Origin of the sequence: Streptomyces erythrochromogenes, from assembly GCF_040684695.1 — a bacterium.
GTDB lineage: Bacteria > Actinomycetota > Actinomycetes > Streptomycetales > Streptomycetaceae > Streptomyces > Streptomyces erythrochromogenes_C.
Genome location: NZ_JBFBGM010000004.1, coordinates 282,067 through 304,710, shown reverse-complemented (window position 1 = coordinate 304,710; position 22,644 = coordinate 282,067). Strand labels below are relative to the sequence as shown.

Below are 22,644 nucleotides of genomic sequence, written 5' to 3'. Positions count from 1 at the left end.
TTCGATGTGACCTGCACGACGTAAGTCCCGCCCGGCCTGCATGCAGCGGTCCAGGAGGCGTAGCCTTTATTCCCGCTGTCCATACCTTGTGAAGCGGAAGAGGGCGGTTGCCGCCGTGTCGCCACAGTCCCCCAGTAACTCGAGCACCACGACCGAAGCAGCAGAGGGCGGGAAGAACCCTGCCTCAGGCTTCGGCGCGAATGAGTGGCTCGTCGACGAGATCTATCAGCAGTACCTCCAGGACCCGCAGTCGGTCGACCGCGCCTGGTGGGACTTCTTCGCCGACTACAAGCCGGGGGGCGCTGCCGCTCCGGTGACGTCGGCCGGTCCCGATAAGTCCACGCCGACGGACGGCGCCTCCGCACAGGCCGCCACCGCCGTCGCCCGGACCCCGCAGGTCGCCGACGCCGCCACGGGGGCGGCGGACGCCGCGCCCGCGCACACCGCGACGCCGACTCCTCCGCCTGTGTCAGCTCCTGCCCCTGCTCCTGCCATCCCCTCTGGTGCCCCTGCTGTGACTGTCACCTCCCAGGCCCCGGCCGCCGCACCGGCCGCGCCCGCCCCCGCCTCCGTAGCCCCGCAGAAGGCCGCGCCCGCCACCGAGGCCCCCGCGGGCCCCGAGCTGGTGACGCTCCGCGGCCCGGCGGCAGCCGTGGCCAAGAACATGAACGCCTCCCTCGACGTCCCGACGGCCACGTCCGTCCGCGCCGTCCCGGTGAAGCTGCTGTTCGACAACCGCATCGTCATCAACAACCACCTGAAGCGGGCCCGGGGCGGGAAGATCTCCTTCACGCACCTCATCGGCTACGCGATGGTCCAGGCCATCAAGGCCATGCCGTCGATGAACCACTCCTTCGCGGAGAAGGACGGCAAGCCGACCCTGGTCAAGCCCGACCACGTGAACTTCGGCCTCGCCATCGACCTGGTGAAGCCCAACGGCGACCGCCAGCTCGTCGTCGCCGGCATCAAGAAGGCCGAGACCCTCAACTTCTTCGAGTTCTGGCAGGCCTACGAGGACATCGTCCGCCGCGCCCGCGTCGGCAAGCTGACGATGGACGACTTCACCGGCGTGACCTGCTCCCTCACCAACCCCGGCGGCCTGGGCACCGTGCACTCCGTGCCCCGCCTGATGCCCGGACAGTCGGTCATCATGGGCGTCGGCTCCATGGACTACCCCGCCGAGTTCCAGGGCACCTCGCAGGACACCCTGAACAAGCTGGGCATCTCCAAGGTCATGACCCTGACCTCGACCTACGACCACCGGGTCATCCAGGGTGCGGCCTCCGGCGAGTTCCTGCGCATCGTCGCCAACCTGCTCCTCGGCGAGAACGACTTCTACGACTCCGTCTTCGAGTCGCTGCGCATCCCGTACGAGCCGGTCCGCTGGAACCGCGACATCGACGCCAGCCACGACGACGACGTCACGAAGGCCGCCCGCGTCTTCGAGCTGATCCACTCCTACCGGGTCCGCGGCCACGTCATGGCCGACACCGACCCGCTGGAGTACAAGCAGCGCAAGCACCCCGACCTCGACATCACCGAGCACGGCCTCACCCTGTGGGACCTGGAGCGCGAGTTCGCGGTCGGCGGCTTCTCCGGCAAGTCCATGATGAAGCTGCGCGACATCCTCGGTGTCCTGCGCGACTCGTACTGCCGCACCACCGGCGTCGAGTTCATGCACATCCAGGACCCGAAGCAGCGCCGCTGGATCCAGGACCGCATCGAGCGCCCGCACACCAAGCCGGAGCGCGAGGAGCAGCTGCGCATCCTGCGCCGCCTGAACGCGGCGGAGGCCTTCGAGACCTTCCTGCAGACGAAGTACGTCGGCCAGAAGCGCTTCTCCCTGGAGGGCGGCGAGTCCGTCATCCCGCTGCTCGACGCCGTCATCGACTCGGCCGCCGAGGCCCGCCTCGAAGAGGTCGTCATCGGCATGGCCCACCGCGGCCGCCTGAACGTGCTCGCGAACATCGTCGGCAAGTCCTACGCGCAGATCTTCCGCGAGTTCGAGGGCAACCTCGACCCGAAGTCCATGCACGGCTCCGGCGACGTCAAGTACCACCTGGGCGCCGAGGGCACCTTCACCGGCCTCGACGGCGAGCAGATCAAGGTCTCGCTCGTCGCGAACCCCTCCCACCTGGAGGCGGTCGACCCGGTCCTGGAGGGTGTCGCCCGCGCCAAGCAGGACGTCATCAACAAGGGCGGCACGGACTTCACCGTCCTCCCGCTCGCCCTCCACGGCGACGCGGCCTTCGCCGGCCAGGGCGTCGTCGCCGAGACGCTGAACATGTCGCAGCTGCGCGGCTACCGCACCGGCGGCACCGTGCACGTGGTCATCAACAACCAGGTCGGCTTCACCGCCGCCCCGGAGTCCTCGCGTTCCTCGATGTACGCGACCGACGTGGCCCGCATGATCGAGGCGCCGATCTTCCACGTGAACGGCGACGACCCGGAGGCCGTCGTCCGCGTCGCGCGGCTCGCCTTCGAGTTCCGCCAGGCGTTCAACAAGGACGTGGTCATCGACCTCATCTGCTACCGCCGCCGCGGCCACAACGAGTCCGACAACCCGGCGTTCACCCAGCCGCTGATGTACGACCTGATCGACAAGAAGCGCTCGGTGCGCAAGCTCTACACCGAGTCCCTCATCGGTCGTGGCGACATCACCCTGGAAGAGGCCGAGCAGGCGCTCCAGGACTTCCAGGGCCAGCTGGAGAAGGTCTTCGCGGAGGTCCGCGAGGCCGCCACGGCCCCGGCCGTCGGCGCCCCGGTCACGCCCGCGCAGACCGCGCAGGAGTTCCCGGTCGCCGTCGACACCGCGATCTCGCAGGACGTCGTCAAGCGGATCGCCGAGTCCCAGGTCACCATCCCCGAGGGCGTCACGGTCCACCCGCGCCTGCTGCCCCAGCTGCAGCGCCGCGCGGCGATGATCGACGAGGGCACCATCGACTGGGGCATGGGCGAGACCCTCGCCTTCGGCTCGCTGCTGATGGAGGGCACCCCGGTCCGGCTGTCCGGCCAGGACTCCCGCCGCGGCACCTTCGGCCAGCGCCACGCGGTCCTCATCGACCGGGAGACCGGCGAGGACTACACCCCGCTGCTCTACCTGTCCGAGGACCAGGCCCGCTACAACGTCTACGACTCGCTGCTCTCCGAGTACGCGGCCATGGGCTTCGAGTACGGCTACTCGCTGGCCCGTCCGGACGCGCTGGTCCTGTGGGAGGCCCAGTTCGGTGACTTCGTCAACGGCGCGCAGACCGTCGTCGACGAGTTCATCTCCTCGGCCGAGCAGAAGTGGGGCCAGACCTCCGGCGTCACCCTGCTCCTCCCGCACGGCTACGAGGGCCAGGGCCCGGACCACTCGTCCGCGCGTCCCGAGCGCTTCCTGCAGATGTGCGCGCAGGACAACATGACGGTGGCCATGCCCACCCTGCCGTCGAACTACTTCCACCTGCTGCGCTGGCAGGTCCACAACCCGCACCACAAGCCGCTCATCGTCTTCACCCCGAAGTCGATGCTGCGTCTGAAGGCGGCGGCGTCGAAGGCGGAGGAGTTCACGACCGGTTCGTTCCGTCCGGTCATCGGCGACAGCACGGTGGACGCGAACGCGGTCCGCAAGGTCGTCTTCTGCGCCGGCAAGGTCTACTACGACCTGGAGGCCGAGCGCGAGAAGCGCGGCATCACGGACACCGCGATCATCCGCATCGAGCGCCTGTACCCGCTCCCGGGTGCCGAGCTCCAGGCCGAGATCGCCAAGTTCCCGAACGCGGCGAAGTACATCTGGGCGCAGGAGGAGCCGGCGAACCAGGGTGCGTGGCCGTTCATCGCGCTGAACCTGATCGACCACCTCGACCTGGCGGTCGGCGCGGACGTCCCGGCGGGCGAGCGCCTGCGGCGCATCTCGCGCCCGCACGGCTCGTCCCCGGCGGTGGGCTCCGCGAAGCGCCACCAGGCGGAGCAGCAGCAGCTGATCAACGAGGTCTTCGAGGCGTAACCCTCGCGGCCACAGCAGCATCCGGAAGGCCCGGCCCCCTCGGGGGGCCGGGCCTTCCGGCTGTCCGGGCGACGAGAGACCATCGGGAAAATCAGCGATGCGCGGGCGGAGCCCGGAGCGCCCCGCATCGCTACGCGCTCCTGCCTGACGGCGTCCGCAGGCCCCGTGGGCCGGTCATGGGCCGCCCCGGATCGCCCCTCCACCCGAAGGCAACTCACCGGAAGAATAAACACCCTTGTCGATGATTGGCGCAAACCTTCCTCAATTTGACCGAAGTTGCAGTCAATGTGAAGATCATCTTCGGCTGAGCGTCGATGACGACGCGTCAGTTCACGTACTCCACCGCTCTGGTGGGGCAAACGGGAGGGAACCCCTTGCGCACTCGTATGAAGTCGACCATGGCCACGGCCGCGCTCGCCGTCGGGCTCGTCGGCGCGCTCGCGCCGAGCGCGTCCGCCGCGTACACCCAGGTGAAGAACTTCTCCTTCACCGACGAGGGCGTCGGCGCCGAGACCGGTCGCTGGTCCGCCCCGGGCAACAGCCAGTCGGCCACGCAGGACCAGTGCGCCACGAGCAACGGCGCCCAGGGCCGGGTCGGCTACGACTTCAAGATCGACAAGTCCTGGCAGCCCGACCAGTGGGTCGCCTGGCGTGACTGGTCCTGCGACAACGGCACGTACTGGAAGGAATTCAACAACGCCCCGGCCGGCAGCTACTACATGCAGATCGCCAACGCGCCGCACTTCGTCCACTCGTCGGGCCGCGTCGTCTACAACTGGAAGTAATCTCAGACGATGAGCGTCCTTTCCTGTCACGAAGTGACCAAGAGCTTCCGGAAGCACTCCGTGCTGGAAGGGGTCCATCTCAGCCTGGAGGCCGGCGAGATCGTCGGCCTCCTCGGGTTCAACGGTGCGGGCAAGACCACCCTGATGCGGGTGATCACCGGGCTGTCCACCCCGGACTCCGGTGAGGTGCGGCTGTTCGGGGAGTCCCTGCCCATGCGGCCGCGGCAGCTCGACCGGCTCGGGGCCGCACTCGACGCCCCCGCGTTCCACCGCTGGTCCACCGGGCGCGCCATGCTGCGCACCCTGCTCGACACCGCCGGCCTTCCCGACGGCGGGCGGATCGCCCGTACGCTCAACCGCGTCGGGCTGACCGGCGCCGCCGACCGGCGCCTCGGGACGTACTCGCAGGGCATGCGGCAGCGGCTCGCCATCGCCGCGGCGCTGCTCAAGCAGCCCGACCTGCTGATCCTCGACGAGCCCACCAACGGGCTCGACCCCGAGGGTCTGCGCATGGTGCGGCGGATCGTCGCGGAAGAGGCCGAGCGCGGGGCAGCGGTACTCGTCTCCAGCCACCAGCTCGACGAGATCCAGCGCATCTGCCATCGCGTGATCATGCTCGCCCAGGGCCGCGTCGTCGCCGCCGGCACCCTCGACGCGCTCGGCTACGACCCGGAAAGCGGTCCGGCCGCCTTCGAGGACTGGTTCTTCGGGCTCGTCGGGAACGGGGCGCGTCCGTGAACCGCCTCGTCCGGGCCGAGACCCGGCGACTGCTGCGCCACCCGCTCGCCCTCACCCTCGCCGCCCTGTTCGTCTTCGGCTCCCTGTACTGCGCCTGGGTGAGCCAGAGCATGGCCTCGTACAACATCAAGCAGGTGCAGGCCAACCTCGACTTCCTTCCGAAGTCGTGCGAATCCCCGCGCAACGGCCCCGAGCAGAAGGCCAAGTGCCTCGCCGAAGTGCCGCTGCAGGCCGTCGGGCTGGAGCGGATCCAGGACCGGTTCACCGCCGAGGGAGTCCGTGCCGCGCAGGCTCAGCACCCGGTGGGTTCGCTCCTGTGGACCGTGCGCCTGCTGACGTCCGTGCCCGGTCTCGCGCTCCTCGTCATGGTGGCGGCCTTCTCCGTCGCCGGGGAGTGGAGCCGGGGCTCCATCGTGCCGCTCCTCCTCTACGAATCCCGCCTCGGCCGGCTGCTCGCCGCAAAGGCCGTCGCGATCTGGGTGTGGAGCCTGACACTGCTGTGCGCGTCCGCCGCCGTGACGGCCGCGTTCGGCATGTTCTACGGCCGTGGCGCCCATCCGCTGCCCTCCGCCGGGGCGCTCGGGTCCGTCCTCGCCGACACCGCTCTGGGCGTTCTGGCAGGCGCCGCCGTCCTGGCCGGGGCGGCAGCCGTCGCGGTCGCCCTGGCCGCACTGCTCCGCCAGCCGCTGCGCACCTTCCTCGCGGGAATGCTGCTGCTCGTGCTCGTGGTCCGCACCTCCGCCGCTCCGGGGCTGGGCGCCTGGCTTCCCGGCGGCGCCCTGGCCGACCTCGTCGGCTTCGGCGCGGTGGACGGGGTGTGGGACCACTTCTGGATCTCCACCGATCCCTCCACGGCCCCCGTCCTGCTGCGCGTCCTGCCGACCCTGGCTTTCATCGGCCTGTTGTGGCTCGGGCTCGGCCGCCTGAACCGGACCCGGGACCGCGCCTGATGGCCGGTACCCGACGTCGGCCCACGCGCGCGGAAGGGGCCGCCTGGGCCGGTGAGCTGCGCGCCCTGTGGACCGCCCCCGTCTGGGGAGCCACCGCGGTGGCCACGGCGGTGAGCCTGGGTCTCGTCGTCCGGCTCTGGATGGCGGGCGCCTCGTACGGGGTGCTCGACCCCTCGGTGTCGGCTCTCACCTCGCTCCCGGCCGCACTGCGGGCGGCGGCCTGGCAGTCCGGGACCCTGCTGGGGCTCCTCCTCACGGCGGTCGTCATCGCGACCGGTCTCGGCCAGAGCCTGGAAGGCGGGACCTGGGGCGCCCTGCGCCTGTTCGAGAACCGGGTCGGGGTGCTGTGGGCGCGCAGGATCGGCGCGGCGCTCGCCCTGTCGCTCGCCGGTCAGGTCGTCACGGGCGTGCTGCTGTGGCTGTCCACGTCGGCGCTGGCCCGGCTGTCGCCCGTACGGCCGCGCACGATCCCGCCGGGGTTCGGCGGCGGCACGGTCGAGACCGTGCCTCCCCTGCCCGCCGAGTCCGCGACCTGGGGCCAGGCCGTGGGCGCGATCGCCGGCGCCCTCCTCGTCCAGCTCCTCTTCATCAGCCTGGCCGGACTCGGGGCCGCCCTGCTGCGCAGTGTCATCGGGACGCTCGCGCTCGGAGCGGGCCCCCTGCTCGTGACCGCGCCGCTCGTGATGCTCCCGGTGGCGCCGTTCCTGCCGCACCGCTGGATCGCCGACCTGTTGAACCTGCCCCCCGAGGCGCAGTACGAGCTGTACGTCTGGAACCAGGTACCGCCCGACCCGTCGCCCCTGGCCGGCGGTCTCGCCCTCGCCGGGGTGGCCGTGCTGGCCGCCGTCGCGGCGTGGGCGGCCCTGCGTTCCGAGCGGGCGCTGCGTCCCGTCGACTGACGCACCGCGGACGTCGGCGGGACCGGGTCAGGGCTGCGGCTCGAAGTCCCAGTACGGGCGCGAGCGCTGTTTGGCCGAGACCGTGTGGACGTGTTGGGCGCCCAGGGTGCGGGTCAGGCCCTTGATGCCGGCCTCCTCGTGCTTGCCCGCCTCCGTGTCCTCGCGTACGGACCGCAGGTCGGCGGCCAGGGCGATCTGGGCGCTCAGCGTCATCGGGTGGTCGGGGCCCAGGACGCGTTCGGCCGTGCGCAGGGTTTCCCGGCTGAGGTCGAGGGCGTCCTCCAGCCGGCCGGTGATGTTGCGGTGTCCGGTGGCGTTGAGGGCGCAGCCCAGGGTCCAGGGGTGCCGGCTGCCGAGTGCGCCGCGCATGCCGACGAGGGCCTGTTCCGCGAGGGAGAGGCCCTCGGCGCGTTCGCCCTGGGCGCGCAGGACGAGGCCGAGGTTGCCGACGGTGCCGATGCTGTACGGGTGGGCGAGGCCGAGCTGCGACTGGTAGCCGCGGACGACGTCCTCGGAGATGCGGCGGGCCTCGCCGATGTCGCCGTACTCCCTGAGGTAGGTGGCGTAGTCGGAGGCGACCATCAGCGTCCACGGGTAGTCGATGCCGAAGACGCGCGTGGCCCGCTCCCAGACGGTGCGCAGGCGCAGGCCGGCGCCGGGGATGTCGCCGGAGCGGCGCAGGCAGAGGCCCAGGTTGTGTTCGGCGCGCAGGGTCTGGGGGTGGCCGAGGCCGAGGACCTGGGTGTTGAGTTTGACGCCCTGTTCCTGCCGGGTCTGGGCCTCGCGGTAGCGGCCCATGAGCCGCAGGCCCATGGCACAGGCGATGCCGGAGGCGAGGGTGGAGATGTGCAGGGGCATCAGGACGCGTTCGCGGCGGCGCAGGGTGTCCAGGTCGAGGTCGTAGGCGTCCTGGTAGCGGCCGAGGAGGCGGTAGGTGGCGGCGAGGTTGTTCTGGGCGTCGAGGGTGATGGAGTCGTCCTCGCCGAGCAGTTCGCGGTAGGTGGCCAGGCAGTGCTCGAAGATCTCGCGGGCGGGCTCGAACTTGGCGATGCACAGCAGGACGCCGCCGTAGGCGCTGGTGGCGCGCAGGCTCTCCAGGTCCTGGTCGCCGCGTTCGCCGGTGAGCCGATCGGCGACGGCCCTGGTGAGGATCTCGGCGCGGCGGAACAGGCCGAGGTTGCGCAGGGAGTTGCCGTACTGGTAGCTGAGCTCGCGGACCTTGGGGTGGTCGTCGCCGAGCCGGGCGCGCCAGATCTGGTCGGTCTCCTCGCAGAGCCGCAGGCAGGTGCGGTATTCGCCGGCGAGGATCAGGTAGCGCAGGCAGTGCAGCAGGAAGTTCTGGATCCGCGGGTTGCTGCTGGTGATGACCCCGGAGGGGGTGAGGTGGGGGACGAGTTCGGCGTAGCGGGGCCAGAGCCGGGAGTCGGAGGGGCGGCCGGGGTCGGCCGCGGCGAGGACCTGGCGGACGGCCCGGGCGAGGGGTTCGGCCTCGTCCTCGGAGAGGTCCTCGCGGACGATGCCGTGGACCATGCGGTGCAGTTGTACGGTCTCCAGCCCGCCGCCGCCCTCCTCGACGGGGAGGTCGGAGTACTCCAGCCGTACGACGGAGAACTGGACGAGCTTGTTGAGGGCGCCGTTCCAGCGGATCTGGTCGTTGATGAGGCCGGCGAGCTGTTCGGGCACGTCGTCGGCGGGGAATTCGCGCAGGAGGCGCAGCGGTACGGGGCCGGGGGCGAAGAACACGAACAGCCGGAGCAGGGCGAGGGCGTCGGGAAAGTTCTCCCGGACGTTGTTGAGGAGTATGGCGAGGGCCGTGGGGAAGGGCAGCGGGTAGTCCTCGGAGACGGCGACGGCCTCGCGGGAGTCCATGCGGCGCTGGAGCAGGGCGAGGTAGTCGCCGACGGGCAGGGGTGAGTCGGCGAGCCAGCCGGCGGTCTGGTCGAGGGCGAGCGGGTAGTCCTCCAGGGCCTCGGCGAGCTGGTCGGCCTCGTCGGCGGTCAGGCGCAGGGCGCGGCGGCGGATGAAGGTGATCGACTCGGGGCGGGCGTAGAGCGGGACCTCGACGAGGCTGGTGTGGCGGGCGGCCCATTCGCGGTTGCGGGAGGTGATGATGACGTCGCCGGCGCCGCCGGAGGGCAGCAGGTCGATGAGGTCGTCGGGGTTGTCGCAGCCGTCGAAGACCATCAGCCAGCGGCTGTACGGGGTGCCGCGGCGCAGTGCTTCGAGGACGGCCCGGATCTGCTCGCCGTAGCTGCCGGCGCCGCGCGGGAGGCCGAGGGCGGGGGCGAGGTCGGCGAGGCGTTCGCGGAGGGTGGGGCGGTCCTCCGCGGGGACCCACCAGACGACGTCGTACTCGGAGGCGAAGCGGTAGGCGTACTCGGTGGCGACCTGTGTCTTGCCGACGCCGGAGAGGCCGAGGAGGGTGACGGTGGACGCGCCGGGCGGGGCTTCGGCGAGGGCCTGGCGCAGGGTGCCGATGACGTCGTTGCGGCCGGTGAAACGGGGGTTGCGGCGGGGGACGCGGCCCCAGATCTCGGGCGGGTCGTTGGGGAAGCGGGGGCCGCGGCGGCCGGTTTCGGTGCCGACGCGGTCGGTGGGCAGTTCGAGGCGGCGCAGGACCCGGTACTCGGCCTCGTAGGCGTCGAGGCCCCACAGGTCGGTCTTCTCCAGTACGGCGACGGCGCTGGGCAGGGGGGCGTCGGTGAGGCAGACGGCGGCGAACCGGTCGGGGTGGTCGTCGGTGACGGCGCGCAGGGCGGTGTTCCACTCGTCGTCGGTGTGGGTGCCGGCGGAGAAGTAGCGTTCGCTGAGGACGAGGAGGACGCGGCTGCCGGAGCGGGCGAGGTCGTCGAGGGCCTGGGTGAGGCCGGGGCTGCTCTGCGGGTCCCAGCGCTGGAGCGCGACGCGGTGGCCGTGTTCTTCCAGGCGGTGGGCGATCCACACGGCCCAGGGGCGGTTGAAGCCCGCGAAGCTGATGACGAAGCGCTGCGGCCGCTGGGGCTGGGGTGGCTGCTGGGGCTGTTGCGCCGATTCGCGGTCCTGCCGGCTACCGGTGGTCATGCGGCCGTCTCCCTGGGCTGCGGGCAGTGGACGGGACTGAAAAGGTACCGCAGCGGACGGTCCGTCAGACCTGTGCGAACGGGGCGAGTTGGGGGTGTGCCTCGCACCAGGCCCGCCGCTCGCGGTCGACGGCGCGGCGAGCCGCGGCGTGCTGGTCCCCTGGGGGCGGGAGCTCGTCCATGGCCCGTTCGGCGGCGGCCATCGCGTCGGTGAACTCCCGTCCCGCGGTGGTCAGTCGGTCGTGCGCGTGCAGGGCGGGCAGGACGGCGGCGACCTGGGCGCGGATCCGGGCGTGCTGGGCCCAGGCTCCGCGGGCGCCGTAGAGGGCGGCGCGCTGCCAGTACCCGGCCAGGGCCAGGTGGGCGTAGGTGCCGTGCAGGAGTCCCTCCAGCGGGCGGGGGTCGCTGCGCCAGGGGGCCCAGTGGCGGGGCACGGCGTCGGCGGTGTGCAGGGTGAGGACGTCGGCGAGGGCGGTCAGTTTGCCGTGCTGGACCTCGTGGACGAGGGTCGCTGCGAGGGCGGGCGGGGCCTGCGCGCGGGCGAGTACGCAGCCGGCGGCCGCGGGGAGGGTGGCGCCGCTGGAACGGGAGCCGCCGGCCAGCGGTACGAGGGAGCGCAGCAGCTGCTCGGCCTCCTCCGCGCGGACGGTGTCGTAGCGCTGGAGGAGGGTGAGCGCGCCGGACCACTGGGTGTCCCACCGTTTGTGGCCCTTGGGGGTGAGGCGGCGGGCGGGGCGCAGGGGGGCGGGCTGTGCGGGTCCGGAGGCCCGGTAGGGGTCGAGGTCGTCGAGGGCGGTGCGGCCTCCGGGGAGTGCGTGCAGGGGCAGGGTGGCGGGGTCTTCGGGGTCCCAGGAGCGTTCGGTGAGGGCGAGCGGGCCGGGGCGGTCCGGGCGCAGCAGGCCGAGCGTGGGCAGGACGAGGCGGCCGTGCACGGGCCGCAGGGTGTGGGTGAAGGGGATCCCGGCGCGCAGGGCGGCGGCCGCGGCGAGGGCGCCGAGGTGGGCGAGGTCGGGCGGCGGGCCGAAGGGGGCGTGCAGCCGGCGCAGGGTCTCCTCGGCCCAGACGCCGGTGGCGGGGTAGTGCAGTACGTCGCGTACGGCGGCCGGGTCGTGGCGCTCGGCCTCCTCCAGCAGGGCCCAGTGGTCGGCGGTCCGGCCGGAGCTGCCGCAGGGTGCGGCGTCGAGGACGGCGCGGAGCAGGACCAGGCGCTTGGAGCGGCGCACGTCGCGGACCAGGCGGGTGCCGTCCGGGGAGGGCTCGGTGGAGGCGAGGGCGCGCAGGGTGCGGGAGGGCACGCTGAAGGCGGTGAGGGCGGCGGTCACGAGGCGGCCGCCGGGGGGTGGACGGCGGTGGCGCGGCGCCGGCCGGCGGTGGCGGCGTGCTGTACGGCGGTGGCGATGTGCCGGATGAGGACCTGCAGGTCGGCGCAGTAGACGGACGGCTGCCGGAAGCCCTCGCCGGCGCGGTAGCGGTGCGGGTAGTGGCCGCCGCCGCACACCTCGACGAGTTCGCAGGCACGGCATCCGGCGGCGAGCGCGTCCCGTCCGAGCTGGCGGGCGGCGAAGCCGGGGTGGTCGAGGAGCTGGTCGAAGCTGTGGGTGTCGAGGGCCATGCCGGTGGCTGCGGCCCCCTCGTACGCGGATTTCAGCGAATCGGCCTGTTCGATGGAGCCGTCGGTCTCGATGACGGCGGTGGCGGCGGGCGCGAGCCCGAGGGTTTCGGTGGTGGCGGGCAGGCCGAGCAGCAGGGCGATGATCTCCTCGAAGAGGCGGATGCGGGTGCGTCGTTCGCCGTCGTGCCACCAGCGCTCGAAGACGGCGAGGAGCCAGTCGGCGTACGGGGTCCCGCCGGGGCGGCGGCCGGAGCCAGGGCCGGGGCCGGGGGGCGGCGGGGCGCTCCAGTTGGCGAGCGGGAGCAGCAGGGCGACGGTGGGCGGGGCGAAGGCGAGCAGGGACTCGTAGGTCTCCACCGGGTCCTGGTCGAGGTCGATGACGCAGAGCACGCCGGCGTAGCTGTCGGGGTGGCGTGCGAGGAGGCGCAGACCGCGGGCGGCGGCTCCGAAGCCGGGGTGTCCGGCGCGGTCGACGCGGCGGGTGTTGTGCGCGGGCAGTCCCCCGTCGAGGCTGACGCCGACCCGGATCCCGGAGGCGGCCAGGGCGGTGAGGCGGCCGCGGGTGATCAGGGTGCCGTTGGTCTGGACGGTGGCGGTGATCCGGGTGCGGGGGGAGGTGGCGGCGAGGGCGGCGCGTACGGCCTCCACGGGCGCGGCCAGTGCGGCGGGGGCGGTGAGGAGGGGTTCGCCGCCGTGCAGGACGAGGTCGACGCGGGGCAGGTCGTGGGCGGCGGCGTGCTCGGCGATCCGCTGGGCGGCGCGGGCGGTGGTGGCGGGGGCCATGGCGACGGGCTGGTCGCGCCAGCCCTGGTCGGCCATCTCGTAGACGTAGCAGTAGGTGCAGGCGAGGTTGCAGCGGCTGCGGGTCTTGAGGACGAACTGCCGGATGGGATGGGGCGGATGCCCTGCGGCTCGCGCGGCGGCGACGTCGAGGCGGGTATAGGGCCAGGGGGCGCTGCGCGCATGCCGGGCCGCTGGCGCGGTGCCTTCGCCGGTATGCCGGGTCGCTGGCGCGGGGCCTTCGCCGTTGCGCCGGGTCGCTGGCGCGGGGCCTTCGGCGGTGGGCCGGGCGGGATCCGGGCCGGGGGTGGCGGGCGCGGGCAGCGCGGAGGCGCTCGTGATCGCTCGCCGCATCGCCGCGCTCCCTCCCCGCCCCGCCGCCGGGGGCGCCCCGGCGGACTGTCCATCCCTGCCCTTCCGCCGGTCCCGGCTAACGGCGGAAAGTGGTCAACCCGGGTGCCCCGCGCGCCCCTCCGGTAGTACCGGTGGCCCGTGCGGGTGGGTCGCGGTGCCGCCGAGGGGTATCTCCTCGGCTCGGCGCGCGCGGCCACTTCTCGGCCGTACCCGGTGGTCGCGCCTCGTCCTGCGGGGACACCCCTCACCGTCCCCGCTCCAGCAGCGCGAGCCCGGTTCCGCGAGCGCCGGAGCAGTGGCCTGGGGTGGGGACACGGCGGAGTGTCCCCGCAGGACGAGCGTGCAACCACCGCCCGACAGCCGCGACATACCCGCCCGCGCCGAGCCGAGGAGACACTCGGCCGGGGCACCGCCCCACCAGCGCCATCCCGCCCCGCGAAAACCCGGCCCCATTCAGCCTCGCCGGCGATTGAGGCGCGTGGTCCGGGGCCGAGCCCCGGGAACACCGGCCGAGCAGGACCGCCCGGCCCGGCCGAAGCGAACCCGCAACCCCATCGGGGGCTAGGCGGCGCTGGAGTCGAACGCGTTGAGGATCTCGGCCGGGTGGGTCACGCGTTCGACCAGGCCTTCGATCACCTCGGCCAGTACGGGATGGTCGATTCCGCGCAGGGCGGCCAGGTCGAGCCCGGAGAGGTCCGGCAGTCGCCCCGGGCATCCCGGGGCGGTGGCCGGCGCCACGTCCTGACGTTTCGTCACCATGTGCCGCCGCTCCCCATGTCGCGTCGCATTCCGGACGGTTCCCTGCCTTTTCCCCCGGGCCGGGGCGGTGGAAACAGCGTGCCGGCCCCGTGGCGCGGGCCTCACTGCCCCGCCTCCAGGGCCCGCACCCGCGCGCGGAGGCCGTCGGAGCGCCCGTCGGGGTCGGTGCCGATCCGCTTCCAGAGCTGGAGCGCCGAGCGGTACTCCTCCAGGGCGGCCCTGGGCCGGGCGAGCCGTTCCAGTACGGCCCCGCGGGACTCCTGCACGCGCGCGGCCAGACGCAGCGCGGTGTCCTCGCGGCCCGCCCGGCCGTCGTGCTCCTCGCGGCCCTCGTGGTCGTCGCGGCCCTCGCGGTCGGCCTCCAGGGCGGCCCGCCAGGCCAGCCGGTAGGACTCGGCCGCCCGGTCGAGGCGGTCCGCGGCCCGCGTGTGGCCGTGGATCTCCTGCTGCACGTCGCCGTGGTCCCGCCAGGCGCGGGCCCGTTCCAGCGGGCCGCGGCCGTTGCGGACGGCCAGTTCCAGCAGGTACTCCGCCTCGCGCAGGTCGACCGCGTCCCGCTCGTAGGCGTGCCGCAGCCGCAGCCCGGTGGCAAGCCGCATCAGCCGGTGCGCGGCTCCGGGATCGGACTGCGGGACCGCCGCCCGGCTCTCGCGCAGCACGCGTACGGCCGCCCCGGTGAACCGGCGGCCTCCGGCGCCCCGGGCCCGGTCCAGGAGTACCTCGCCCCACTCGGGCAGGAGTTCCCGGAAGGCCTCGCCGTCGCGGGGTACGAGCCTGCGGGCGCGGCCGTACGCCTCGGCCGCGTCCTCCAGTGCCGCCGGATCGGCGTCGCGCGCGTACCGCTCGCGGTGCACGCGGGCCAGGCACAGCAGGGCGGCCACCCGCAGCTCCGGGTCCCCGCCGGTCTCCTCCAGGGCGGCGGCCAGCTGCCCGGCGGCGTCCTCCAGCCGCGCGGGCAGGTGGCGCAGTGCGTCGGCCAGTTCCACGCGCACCTGCGCGGCGCCCGTCCCGGCGCGGGCCGCCGGCGGGGCGGCCGGGGCCGCGGCCAGGACCGACGTCAGGCGGGCCGCCGCCTCCTCGGCCAGGGCGGTGCGTTCGGCCGGGTCGGGGGTGCGGGGCAGGAGGGCCAGCAGCACCCGGCCGAGGGCCAGCTGCAGCTCGGGAAACGGCTCGGGGATCGGTTCGGGGGGCGCCTGCGGGTCCGGGGGGCCGGGGTCCCCGCCGGGCGCGGGGCCGGCCAGGGGTTCGAGGGCCGCGCGGGCCTCGCGCAGCGCGCCCGCGTCCTCGCGGAGCCCGGCGAGCCGGATCAGGGTCTCGGCCCGGCGTACCGCGCAGTCCCGCCGCAGCTCGGGGTCGGCCGTGGCGGACGCGGCCGCCGCCGCGAACTCGCGGTCCGCCGCCGCGAGCAGTTCGGGGTCCGGACCGGCGGCGAGCGCCCGCTCGTACAGCACCCGCCCTCGCACCGCCCACGCCGCGGCGGTCCGCAGCCCGGTCACGGACCGCTCCGCCTCGGCGAGGACCTCCGGGTCGCGTTCGGCCGCCCACAGCCGCAGCAGCGCCGACGCCAGTTCCGTCTCGGCCTCCTCCGGCGGGTCCGCGGGCCCGGCCGGGGCCGCGGCCGCCCGCCGCAGGACGGCCACGGCCTCGTGCAGGGCCCGTGCGCCCGCGTCGCCGTCGGCGTCCGCGTCCGCGAGCCGGTCCCGGGCGGCGCGCACCGCCCCGGCCCGGGCGATCGGGGGGACCGCCGGGGGTTCCCGTACCGGCCGCCCGTCCTGCGGCATGCCGGGCAGGTAGCGCCGTACGACTTTGGCCGAAACCTGTGCGAAGGCCTGCGGGAGCCGCCCCTCGGGGGGCCGGTCCCCGTCCTCGGGCCCGGCGGCCGTCACCGCCGGCGCCACCCCGGTCAGCTGGGCGACCGCGAGTGCGGGGAAGTTGCGTACGCCGGCCCCGAAGTGCGCCCGTACGTACTCCGAGCAGTGCTTGAGGACCAGCGCGGCCTCGTCCCGTCCCAGCGGCCCCAGCAGGACGTCCTGCACCCCGGGGACGAACGCGTACCAGTGCCCCGGGCCCGGTCCGCTGCGCCTCAGCAGCCCGCTGAGCAGGACTTCCGCCAGGTCCGACGGTTCGGAGTCGGGCAGCATCGTGCGCTGCACCAGCCGCATGACGGGCAGGGTCAGCGGGGCCGCCGACAGGTACACGGCCAGCTGTACGGCGCGGGGCGCGGCCGAGGAGCGGAACCGGGCCACGAGTTCGCGCGGCGGGCGGACGGCGGGCGGCGGCGGGACGGGCGCGGCGGGGTGGTCGGCCCGTACGCGGCCCACCTCGGCGGCGACGGGCCCGGTGCCGAGGCCGGCGACGAGCCGGGCCCAGGCCCCGAGGGCGGTCGGGCTCGGCGGCAGTACGGGCACGGCGATCCCGCCGGTGGGCCGTCCGGGCGGCGCCGGCCGGTCCGGGCGGAACCGCAGCTTCTGCCCGGCTCCCTCCAGCCGGGCGAGGGTGCCGCGCTCGGTCGGCAGCCAGCTGCGCCCCCACAGCCGCTGGGGCAGGGGCTGGACCACCATGCACGGGGCGCATGCGGCCCAGCGGTGGAGGAGCCGCTGCGCCGCGCCCTCGCGCCACAGGGGGCCGGCGCAGTCGGAGACGACCATGGTCAGGGCGCGGCCGGTCGGGTCGCGCAGCTGGTCCCCGGAGCGCAGTGCGGAGCCGGGGGCGGGGCCGCGGCCGAGCGCCGCCGTACCGTCGGGGCGGCGGTGCAGGTAGTGCACCTGGACGTCCCGGAAGGCTCCCAGCCGCTCGCAGACGGTGCGCAGTTCCTCGAACATGTCCTGCCAGACGGCCATCGAGGGCGAGGCGTCCATGACGAGGCGTACGGTCGCCTCGCGCCGGCTCTCCGGCCGCAGCACGGGGATGAGCAGTCCGAGGGCGCGCGCGCTGGCGTCGGCGGTGGCGCCCTCGTCGATCACCAGGCGGGTGGGCGGGGCGGGCGGGCGGTGCCGCTGGAGGGCGCGCAGGGCCCGCTGGACGTCGAGGATGCGGGGCAGGGCGGCGGCCCCGGGCACGCGTACGGGTACTCCGTACTCCTCGGGCGACTCCTCGGGCGTCCCGTCCCCGGCCTCCGCGGCGGGGTGCGCCCCGGGGGCGTAGAGCCGCACCGGGTCCTCGGTGTCCGCGTCCGCGCGTACGGGGTCCACGGGCTCCGCGGCCGGATCCTCGGGGTCCGTTTCCCGGGCGGGGTCCCGGGCGCCGGGCAGGGCGGGTCCGGGGCCGCGGATGTGTCCGGCGAGCCAGAGGGCGTCGGCGAGTTCCTCGACGGACGGGTCGAGCCCCGCGGCCCGCAGCAGGGCGGCCAGTTCACGGACGCCGGACGCGGTGGGCGACGGCGCGGCGGGCGGCGGCGCGGCGGCGCAGGGCGGGACGGCGCACGGGGGGACGGGTGGTTCGGCGGGTTCGGACACGGCCGCTCACCTCGGGCGGTCGAGGCGCTGGATGAGCAGGTCGGCGAGGTCCTCCCGGGTCGCCGGGGAGGCGTAGTGGGTGAGGTAGACGGCGTTGAGGAGCTGGTCGGCGGCGACCAGTTCGGACTGGGAGCGGCCGAGGAACTCGCGGATCAGGTCGCCTCCGAGCCGGGCGGCCTCCTCCCCGAGGTGGGCGCGGACCATGGTGGCCAGCCGCTTCTCGCCGGGCTGGCCGAGTTTGAGCTGGATGCAGCGCCGCAGCAGGGCTGCGGGGAAGTCCCGTTCGCCGTTGCTGGTCAGGATGATGAACGGGAAGGACCGGCAGCGGATGCGGCCACCCCGCACGGTGGCCTTCGTCCCGTCGTCGGTGAGGACCTCGACCTCGGGCTCGGTGTCGGCGACGCGCTCCAGCTCGGGGAGGGCGAACTCCCCTTCCTCCAGGACGTTCAGGAGGTCGTTGGGGAGGTCTATGTCGCTCTTGTCGAGTTCGTCGACGAGGAGCACGCGGGGCCGTGCGGTGGGCAGCAGGGCGGTGCCCAGGGGCCCGAGCCGGATGTACTTCCCGATGGCGGGGACGGCGCCGGGCGGCGTGCCGGGCGCCCCGCCGGCCGCCCCCGCGCCGCCGGCCGCGAGCTGCACGTCCTGGAGCCGGGCGAGGGCGTCGTAGCGGTAGAGCCCGTCCTGGAGCACGGTCCGGGAGACCACCGGCCAGCGCAGTACCCGGCCCAGCTTCAGCTCGTGGGCGACGGAGTGCGCGAGGGTGGACTTCCCGGTTCCGGGGAAGCCGGTCACGAGCAGCGGCCGACGCAGGTACAGCGCCGCGTTGATCGCTTCCAGCTCCTCCGGCTCCGGCCGGTGCAGTTCGGCGGCCTGCCGGTGGGCTCCGAGCCGGCGGGCGACGTTGCCCTCGGCGGCCGCCGCCGCGGGGCCGGGCTCGACGACGGGCCCGCCGTCGAAGTCGCGCCAGGGCGGCGGGTCGGGCAGGGCGTCGATGCCGTCGTGGGGCTCGCCGATCCCGCGGTAGATGAGCCAGTCGTCGTTCATGGTGCGTGTTCCCTCCCTCGAATCCGCCGGGCGCGACGCCTGGCACTGCCGCCGGGCGCCGTCACAGGTCGCCGTGGAGCGGCTCGACGTCCGGCAGCGGCCGCGCCGGGTCCTCCCACACCAGCCCCGCCCCCGCGGCCCAGTAGGCGTCGGGGTCCGCCCCGTACGCCCGTCCCCGCAACGTCTGGAACCGCAGCGGCAGCACCTCGGCTCCGCCCGCGTCGGCCAGTTCCTCCCGCAGCCCGCGGTGGAACGGCGCGCACGACGCCCCCGGGTCCGGGGGCGGCCTGCGGGTCACGGCCACCCCGTAGCCGGCGTCCCGTACGGCGTGCAGGGATCCCAGCGTGGGCTCCTGGTCGGCGGTCCGGCAGTGCACCGGGACGGTGTTGTCGGGCAGGCCGGACAGCCATGCGGCGGAGGGCGCGCGCGGGCGGCCGCCCGCGCAGTCGGCCCGTTCGTCCTGGAGCGGTCCCGCCTGGACCCGGGCCCACCGGGCGGCGGCCCGGCTGCCCTCGTGGTCCGCCGGATGGGGCTGCGGGACGTGGGCGTCCGGACCGCCCGGGTGCGTGCACGGGCCGTAGCCGTCCGGGTCGCCGGGGTGGCGCAGCACCACCGGCCGCTGCACGCCCAGCGGTACCCCGCCGGCCACCACCCACTCCTCCACCGGCAGCCCGAACAGTTCGGGGGCGACGGCCACTTCGAGCAGGGCCGCCGCCACGTGGGTGTCGCACCGCCGGAAGGCCTCGGCGAGCGGGGCCCGCAGCCGCTCCGGCAGGTCCGCCACGGTGGCCCGTACGCCGGAGTCCACGGGGGTCAGCCGCCCGGGGTGGGCCGGGCCCGCCAGCACGGAGACCCGCCAGTCGTAGAGGTGCTCCCAGCCGTGCGCCCACACCTCCAGCAGGACCGAGGCGCCGGGCGGCAGTCCGCCGGCCCGCCGGGCCGGTCCTGCCGCGGCCCGCCCGGCCGAGGCCCGGCGGCGGCCCTCCCGCTCGGCGAGGCCCCGTTCGCGGCGCTCGCCGAGTTCGCGCCGCAGGGGCCGCCAGAGCCGCTCGGCCGTGGCCCGTACCCAGTCCCACAGTTCCTCGTCCGCGCCCGGCGTCGGGGGTTCGCGGTAGTCGGCCACGCTGACGTCGGTGGCGTAGCGGAGCATGGTCGCGGCCTCGCCGGTCCCGCCGGGCGGGTCGTGCAGCAGGCCCAGTCCGTCGCGCCAGCTCAGCGGGGCCGGCGGCTGCGGGTCCGGTTCCTCGCCGCGGACGGACTCGACCAGGGCGCGTACGGCCTCGGAGGAGCTCGGCGGGGGCAGTTCGGCCAGGAGCCCGTACAGGGTGGTGCGTTCGCCGGGGGTCAGTCGGCCGCGGCCGCCGTACGGGTCGCGCTCCTGCGGCGGGAGTTCGCCGTGCACGTCGGTCCAGGTGCGGCGGTTGTCGAGGTCGCTGAGGTGCCGGTCGTAGTGGTACAGGTCGTGGGCCTGCATGATCCGGCGGTAGAGCCCGACCTGCCCGCGCGCGGCCGTCGGCAGGGTGCGCAACTGCACGACGGAGACGGCGAGTCCGCCGCCGCCCGTCTGCCGGCGGGCCTTGACGACGCCGACGACCTCGCCGCGGGCCAGGTCCACGACGGGCCCGCCGGACATGCCGGGGTCGATCTCGTCGTCGTCGGCGAGCCGGATGGCGGCGCCGTTGCCCGCGCTGCCGCGCAGCCTGGTGGTGCGGCCGGTGATCTCGGGTGTGCCGAGGTCCTCGGTGCAGCCGAAGTAGGCGACCTCGTCGAAGCGCGGCCGGGAGCGGTCGGTGAGCCAGACGCAGGCGTGGGAGACCGGGGCCAGGACCCGGACCAGCGCGAGGTCGGGCAGGTCCCACAGGGCGTGCCGGCCGGGCCGCCGTTCCTCCAGGCGCTCGGGCAGTACGCACTCCACGCGCCCGGTGACGGTTCCGGTGACGGCCCCGGCCGGGCCGGGTCCGCCGCGGCGGGGTCTGCCGGAGTGGAAGGTGATGCCGACCTCGCGGCCTGTCAGACGCACGGCGGCACCCCCTTCGCCGACCACGTGCGCGCACGTCAGGACCCAGCCGGGGGCGATGAAGAAACCGCTCCCCCACGTGGGACCGGTCCGATGGCTGCCGGGGTTGTCATACCCGCCCGGCGGGGCGTGGACGCGTACGGTCGCCGCCTGGACGAGGGGTTCGAGGAGCTCGAAGGCGCGCGCCGTCCCGGTCGTGCGCCCGTCGGTCATCCACGCCCCCGCCCGCTCGTCGGACGTCCAGGCTAGCGTCGGCGGCACCGGGCACGGGAGGTCTCCCGGGCGCCGCGGATTATCCTGGCGGGAAACACCCCCTGCACATCCACATCACGGCACGGAGCCCGACTTGTACTTCACCGATCGCGGCATCGAGGAGCTGGAGAAGCGGCGCGGCGAGGAGGAGGTCACCTTCGAGTGGCTCGCCGAGCAGCTGCGCACCTTCGTCGACCTGAACCCGGACTTCGAGGTCCCGGTGGAGCGCCTGGCCACCTGGCTGGCCCGGCTGGACGACGAGGACGACGAGGACGAGTAGTCCGGCCGGTCCCGCCCGCCGACGAGGGCGGTCGGGTTTTGGCCGAATCGGCGACACCCGAATCGGGGACACCCGCACGTGTCCGGTACGCCGGAGGGGCCCGTCCGCTGCTGCGGACGGGCCCCTCTGCGCGGTGGGCAAGGCTCAGGCGGCCTTGGTCTCCCAGAAGATGCGGTCGATCTCGGCGATGAGGTCGAGGGCCTTCTGGCCGGTCGCCGGGTCGTTCGACGCCTTGGCGGCCGAGAGGGCCTTCAGGGTGTCGTTGACCAGGGTGTGCAGCTGCGGGTACTTCTCGAAGTGCGGCGGCTTGAAGTAGTCGCTCCACAGCACCGAGACGTGGTGCTTGGCGAGCTCGGCGCGCTGCTCCTTGATGGTGATGGCGCGCGCGCGGAAGTCGGCGTCGTCGTTGGCCTGGTACTTCTCCTGCACGGCCTTGACGGACTCGGCCTCGATGCGGGCCTGGGCAGGGTCGTACACGCCGCACGGCAGATCGCAGTGGGCGGAGACCTTCGCCTTGGGGGCGAAGAGGCGGGAAAGCATGGAGTTGTCCTCCTCGTGATCGTCTTCTCAAGGGGGGACATTACTCGCTGGGGAACCGGATTTCGCGGGCGCCCCCGTGGGCTTAGGACAAAAGTCCAGGGTCACGGCCGGACCGGTGAGCGAATGTACGGAGCCGTGCGGCAGCATGCGGGAGTGACGAGGAGGACACGGATGGTGGAGAGCGCCCGCCCGCGCAGGCGGTTCGAGGTGGTGGAGGTGACGGGCCCGTCGATGGTGCCCACGCTGCTGGACGGGGACCGGCTCGTGGTCCGGTACGGGGCCGCCGTCCGGCCGGGCGACATCGTGGTGCTGCGCCACCCGTTCCAGCAGGACCTGCTCGTGGTCAAGCGCGCGGTGGAGCGGCGGCCCGGCGGCTCCTGGTGGGTGCTGGGCGACAACCCGTACAACGAGACCGGCGACAGCACCGTCTACGGGGCGGTGCCCGGCGAGCTGGTGCTGGCGACGGCGGTCCTGCGGTTCCGGCCGCGCGAGGAGGATCAGCGCTCGCTGAGGGCCCGGTTGTCCTGGGCGGCCTCGTCGCTGCGCGTGCTGCGGGCCGACGCCTCGGCCTCCAGCCGCTTGCGGGCGCGGTAGGCGGCCACGTTCGCCCGGGTGGCGCAGCGGTCGGAGCAGTACCGCCGGGAGCGGTTGGTGGAGGTGTCGAGGTAGGCGTTGCGGCAGGGCGCGGCCTGGCAGAGGCCGAGGCGGTCGGGGCCGTGCTCGGTGAGGGCGAAGGCCAGGCCCATGGCGGCCATGGCGGCGTAGCCGGCCGAGGCGTTCGAGGGGTGCTCGGCGAGGTGGATGTGCCAGTCGGGGCGGCCGTCGTCGTCGAGGGTCTCGTGGCCGGAGACCTGGGGGCTGACGGGGAACTCCATGAGCAGCGAGTTCAGCAGGTCGACCGCGAGGACGTGGTCGCCGCCGTCGGCGGCCTCGAAGACGGCCCGCAGCCGGCCGCGCACGTTGCGGAAGCGGGTGATGTCGGTGTCCGTGACGCGGCGGGCCATCTGCTGGCTGGCGCCGAACAGGGCGCGGACGGCGTCCACCGAAGTGAGCGCGTCCTTGTTGCGGGCCGGCTCCTCGGTGTTGACCAGGCGCACGGCGAAGTCCGAGTAATGGGCCAGTTCCACTTGTA

The 22,644-nt window shown here is 74.2% G+C and carries 16 protein-coding genes; 7 read left to right on the top strand and 9 right to left on the bottom strand.

The window, feature by feature from the left end; translation table 11 throughout:
• The first annotated feature begins 115 nt into the window (after positions 1–115).
• The 5 genes from AB0O53_RS10340 to AB0O53_RS10320 all read left to right on the top strand — a co-directional run bounded on the left by AB0O53_RS10340 (position 116) and on the right by AB0O53_RS10320 (position 7,360).
• Complete coding sequence (locus AB0O53_RS10340) at positions 116–3,988, top strand: multifunctional oxoglutarate decarboxylase/oxoglutarate dehydrogenase thiamine pyrophosphate-binding subunit/dihydrolipoyllysine-residue succinyltransferase subunit (RefSeq protein ID WP_365194472.1); 3,873 nt, start codon at positions 116–118, stop codon at positions 3,986–3,988.
• Positions 3,989–4,386: 398 nt separating this feature from the next.
• The gene (locus AB0O53_RS10335; RefSeq protein ID WP_365194470.1) at positions 4,387–4,773 is read left to right on the top strand and encodes a hypothetical protein; all 387 of its coding nucleotides are present in this window, start codon (positions 4,387–4,389) and stop codon (positions 4,771–4,773) included.
• A gap of 9 nt (positions 4,774–4,782) precedes the next feature.
• Positions 4,783–5,511: an ABC transporter ATP-binding protein gene (locus AB0O53_RS10330; protein WP_365194467.1), complete on the top strand. Its 729-nt coding sequence runs from the start codon at positions 4,783–4,785 to the stop codon at positions 5,509–5,511.
• Positions 5,508–6,461 carry a hypothetical protein gene (locus AB0O53_RS10325; protein ID WP_365194464.1) on the top strand — a complete coding sequence of 318 codons (954 nt, stop codon included), beginning with the start codon at positions 5,508–5,510 and terminating at the stop codon, positions 6,459–6,461. The genes AB0O53_RS10330 and AB0O53_RS10325 overlap by 4 nt, the downstream gene beginning before the upstream one ends.
• Positions 6,461–7,360, top strand: coding sequence for a hypothetical protein (locus AB0O53_RS10320; RefSeq protein ID WP_365194461.1), 900 nt, complete (start codon positions 6,461–6,463; stop codon positions 7,358–7,360). Before AB0O53_RS10325 ends, AB0O53_RS10320 begins: the two co-directional genes overlap by 1 nt.
• Before the next feature lie 27 nt (positions 7,361–7,387).
• Here AB0O53_RS10320 and fxsT read toward each other — a convergent pair whose 3' ends face one another.
• From fxsT to AB0O53_RS10285, 7 genes are all read right to left on the bottom strand, one after another.
• Positions 7,388–10,420 (bottom strand): FxSxx-COOH system tetratricopeptide repeat protein, encoded by a 3,033-nt coding sequence (gene fxsT, locus AB0O53_RS10315; RefSeq protein ID WP_365194458.1) that lies wholly within the window; start codon positions 10,418–10,420, stop codon positions 7,388–7,390.
• A gap of 64 nt (positions 10,421–10,484) precedes the next feature.
• Positions 10,485–11,741: an HEXXH motif domain-containing protein gene (locus AB0O53_RS10310; protein ID WP_350987936.1), complete on the bottom strand. Its 1,257-nt coding sequence runs from the start codon at positions 11,739–11,741 to the stop codon at positions 10,485–10,487.
• Positions 11,738–13,165 carry an FxsB family cyclophane-forming radical SAM/SPASM peptide maturase gene (locus AB0O53_RS10305; protein ID WP_365194455.1) on the bottom strand — a complete coding sequence of 476 codons (1,428 nt, stop codon included), beginning with the start codon at positions 13,163–13,165 and terminating at the stop codon, positions 11,738–11,740. The genes AB0O53_RS10310 and AB0O53_RS10305 overlap by 4 nt, the downstream gene beginning before the upstream one ends.
• A 561-nt stretch (positions 13,166–13,726) precedes the next feature.
• Entirely contained in the window at positions 13,727–13,924 is a 198-nt protein-coding gene (gene fxsA, locus AB0O53_RS10300) for an FxSxx-COOH cyclophane-containing RiPP peptide (protein WP_350987938.1), read from the bottom strand.
• 101 nt (positions 13,925–14,025) lie between these two features.
• Positions 14,026–17,379 carry an SAV_2336 N-terminal domain-related protein gene (locus tag AB0O53_RS10295; protein ID WP_365194452.1) on the bottom strand — a complete coding sequence of 1,118 codons (3,354 nt, stop codon included), beginning with the start codon at positions 17,377–17,379 and terminating at the stop codon, positions 14,026–14,028.
• A gap of 6 nt (positions 17,380–17,385) precedes the next feature.
• The gene (locus tag AB0O53_RS10290; RefSeq protein WP_350987940.1) at positions 17,386–18,423 is read right to left on the bottom strand and encodes an AAA family ATPase; all 1,038 of its coding nucleotides are present in this window, start codon (positions 18,421–18,423) and stop codon (positions 17,386–17,388) included.
• A gap of 61 nt (positions 18,424–18,484) precedes the next feature.
• A complete protein-coding gene (locus tag AB0O53_RS10285; protein ID WP_365194450.1) occupies positions 18,485–20,653 on the bottom strand; it encodes a VMAP-C domain-containing protein in 2,169 nt (722 codons plus the stop codon).
• 133 nt (positions 20,654–20,786) lie between these two features.
• Here AB0O53_RS10285 and AB0O53_RS10280 point away from each other — a divergent pair, with 133 nt between their 5' ends.
• Positions 20,787–20,972, top strand: coding sequence for a DUF6104 family protein (locus AB0O53_RS10280; RefSeq protein ID WP_010061466.1), 186 nt, complete (start codon positions 20,787–20,789; stop codon positions 20,970–20,972).
• Positions 20,973–21,116: 144 nt separating this feature from the next.
• Here AB0O53_RS10280 and sodN read toward each other — a convergent pair whose 3' ends face one another.
• Positions 21,117–21,512 carry a superoxide dismutase, Ni gene (gene sodN, locus AB0O53_RS10275; RefSeq protein WP_030036761.1) on the bottom strand — a complete coding sequence of 132 codons (396 nt, stop codon included), beginning with the start codon at positions 21,510–21,512 and terminating at the stop codon, positions 21,117–21,119.
• 171 nt (positions 21,513–21,683) lie between these two features.
• Between sodN and sodX the strand changes: the two genes are divergently transcribed.
• Complete coding sequence (gene sodX / locus AB0O53_RS10270; protein WP_350987942.1) at positions 21,684–22,106, top strand: nickel-type superoxide dismutase maturation protease; 423 nt, start codon at positions 21,684–21,686, stop codon at positions 22,104–22,106.
• On the opposite strand, the gene AB0O53_RS10265 is transcribed toward sodX, so the two are convergent.
• The gene (locus tag AB0O53_RS10265) at positions 22,010–22,639 is read right to left on the bottom strand and encodes a CGNR zinc finger domain-containing protein (protein ID WP_350987943.1); all 630 of its coding nucleotides are present in this window, start codon (positions 22,637–22,639) and stop codon (positions 22,010–22,012) included. The genes sodX and AB0O53_RS10265 overlap by 97 nt on opposite strands.
• Positions 22,640–22,644: the final 5 nt, after the last annotated feature.

Excerpts from the sequence above, each read along its gene's own strand:
- AB0O53_RS10335 (WP_365194470.1), top strand. The coding sequence starts at position 4,387 with ATGGCCACGGCCGCGCTCGCCGTCGGGCTCGTCGGCGCGCTCGCGCCG.
- AB0O53_RS10330 (WP_365194467.1), top strand. The coding sequence starts at position 4,783 with ATGAGCGTCCTTTCCTGTCACGAAGTGACCAAGAGCTTCCGGAAGCAC.
- AB0O53_RS10320 (WP_365194461.1), top strand. The coding sequence starts at position 6,461 with ATGGCCGGTACCCGACGTCGGCCCACGCGCGCGGAAGGGGCCGCCTGG.
- fxsT (WP_365194458.1), bottom strand. The coding sequence starts at position 10,420 with ATGACCACCGGTAGCCGGCAGGACCGCGAATCGGCGCAACAGCCCCAG.
- AB0O53_RS10305 (WP_365194455.1), bottom strand. The coding sequence starts at position 13,165 with ATGCGGCGAGCGATCACGAGCGCCTCCGCGCTGCCCGCGCCCGCCACC.
- fxsA (WP_350987938.1), bottom strand. The coding sequence starts at position 13,924 with ATGGTGACGAAACGTCAGGACGTGGCGCCGGCCACCGCCCCGGGATGC.
- AB0O53_RS10290 (WP_350987940.1), bottom strand. The coding sequence starts at position 18,423 with ATGAACGACGACTGGCTCATCTACCGCGGGATCGGCGAGCCCCACGAC.
- AB0O53_RS10285 (WP_365194450.1), bottom strand. The coding sequence starts at position 20,653 with ATGACCGACGGGCGCACGACCGGGACGGCGCGCGCCTTCGAGCTCCTC.
- sodN (WP_030036761.1), bottom strand. The coding sequence starts at position 21,512 with ATGCTTTCCCGCCTCTTCGCCCCCAAGGCGAAGGTCTCCGCCCACTGC.
- sodX (WP_350987942.1), top strand. The coding sequence starts at position 21,684 with ATGGTGGAGAGCGCCCGCCCGCGCAGGCGGTTCGAGGTGGTGGAGGTG.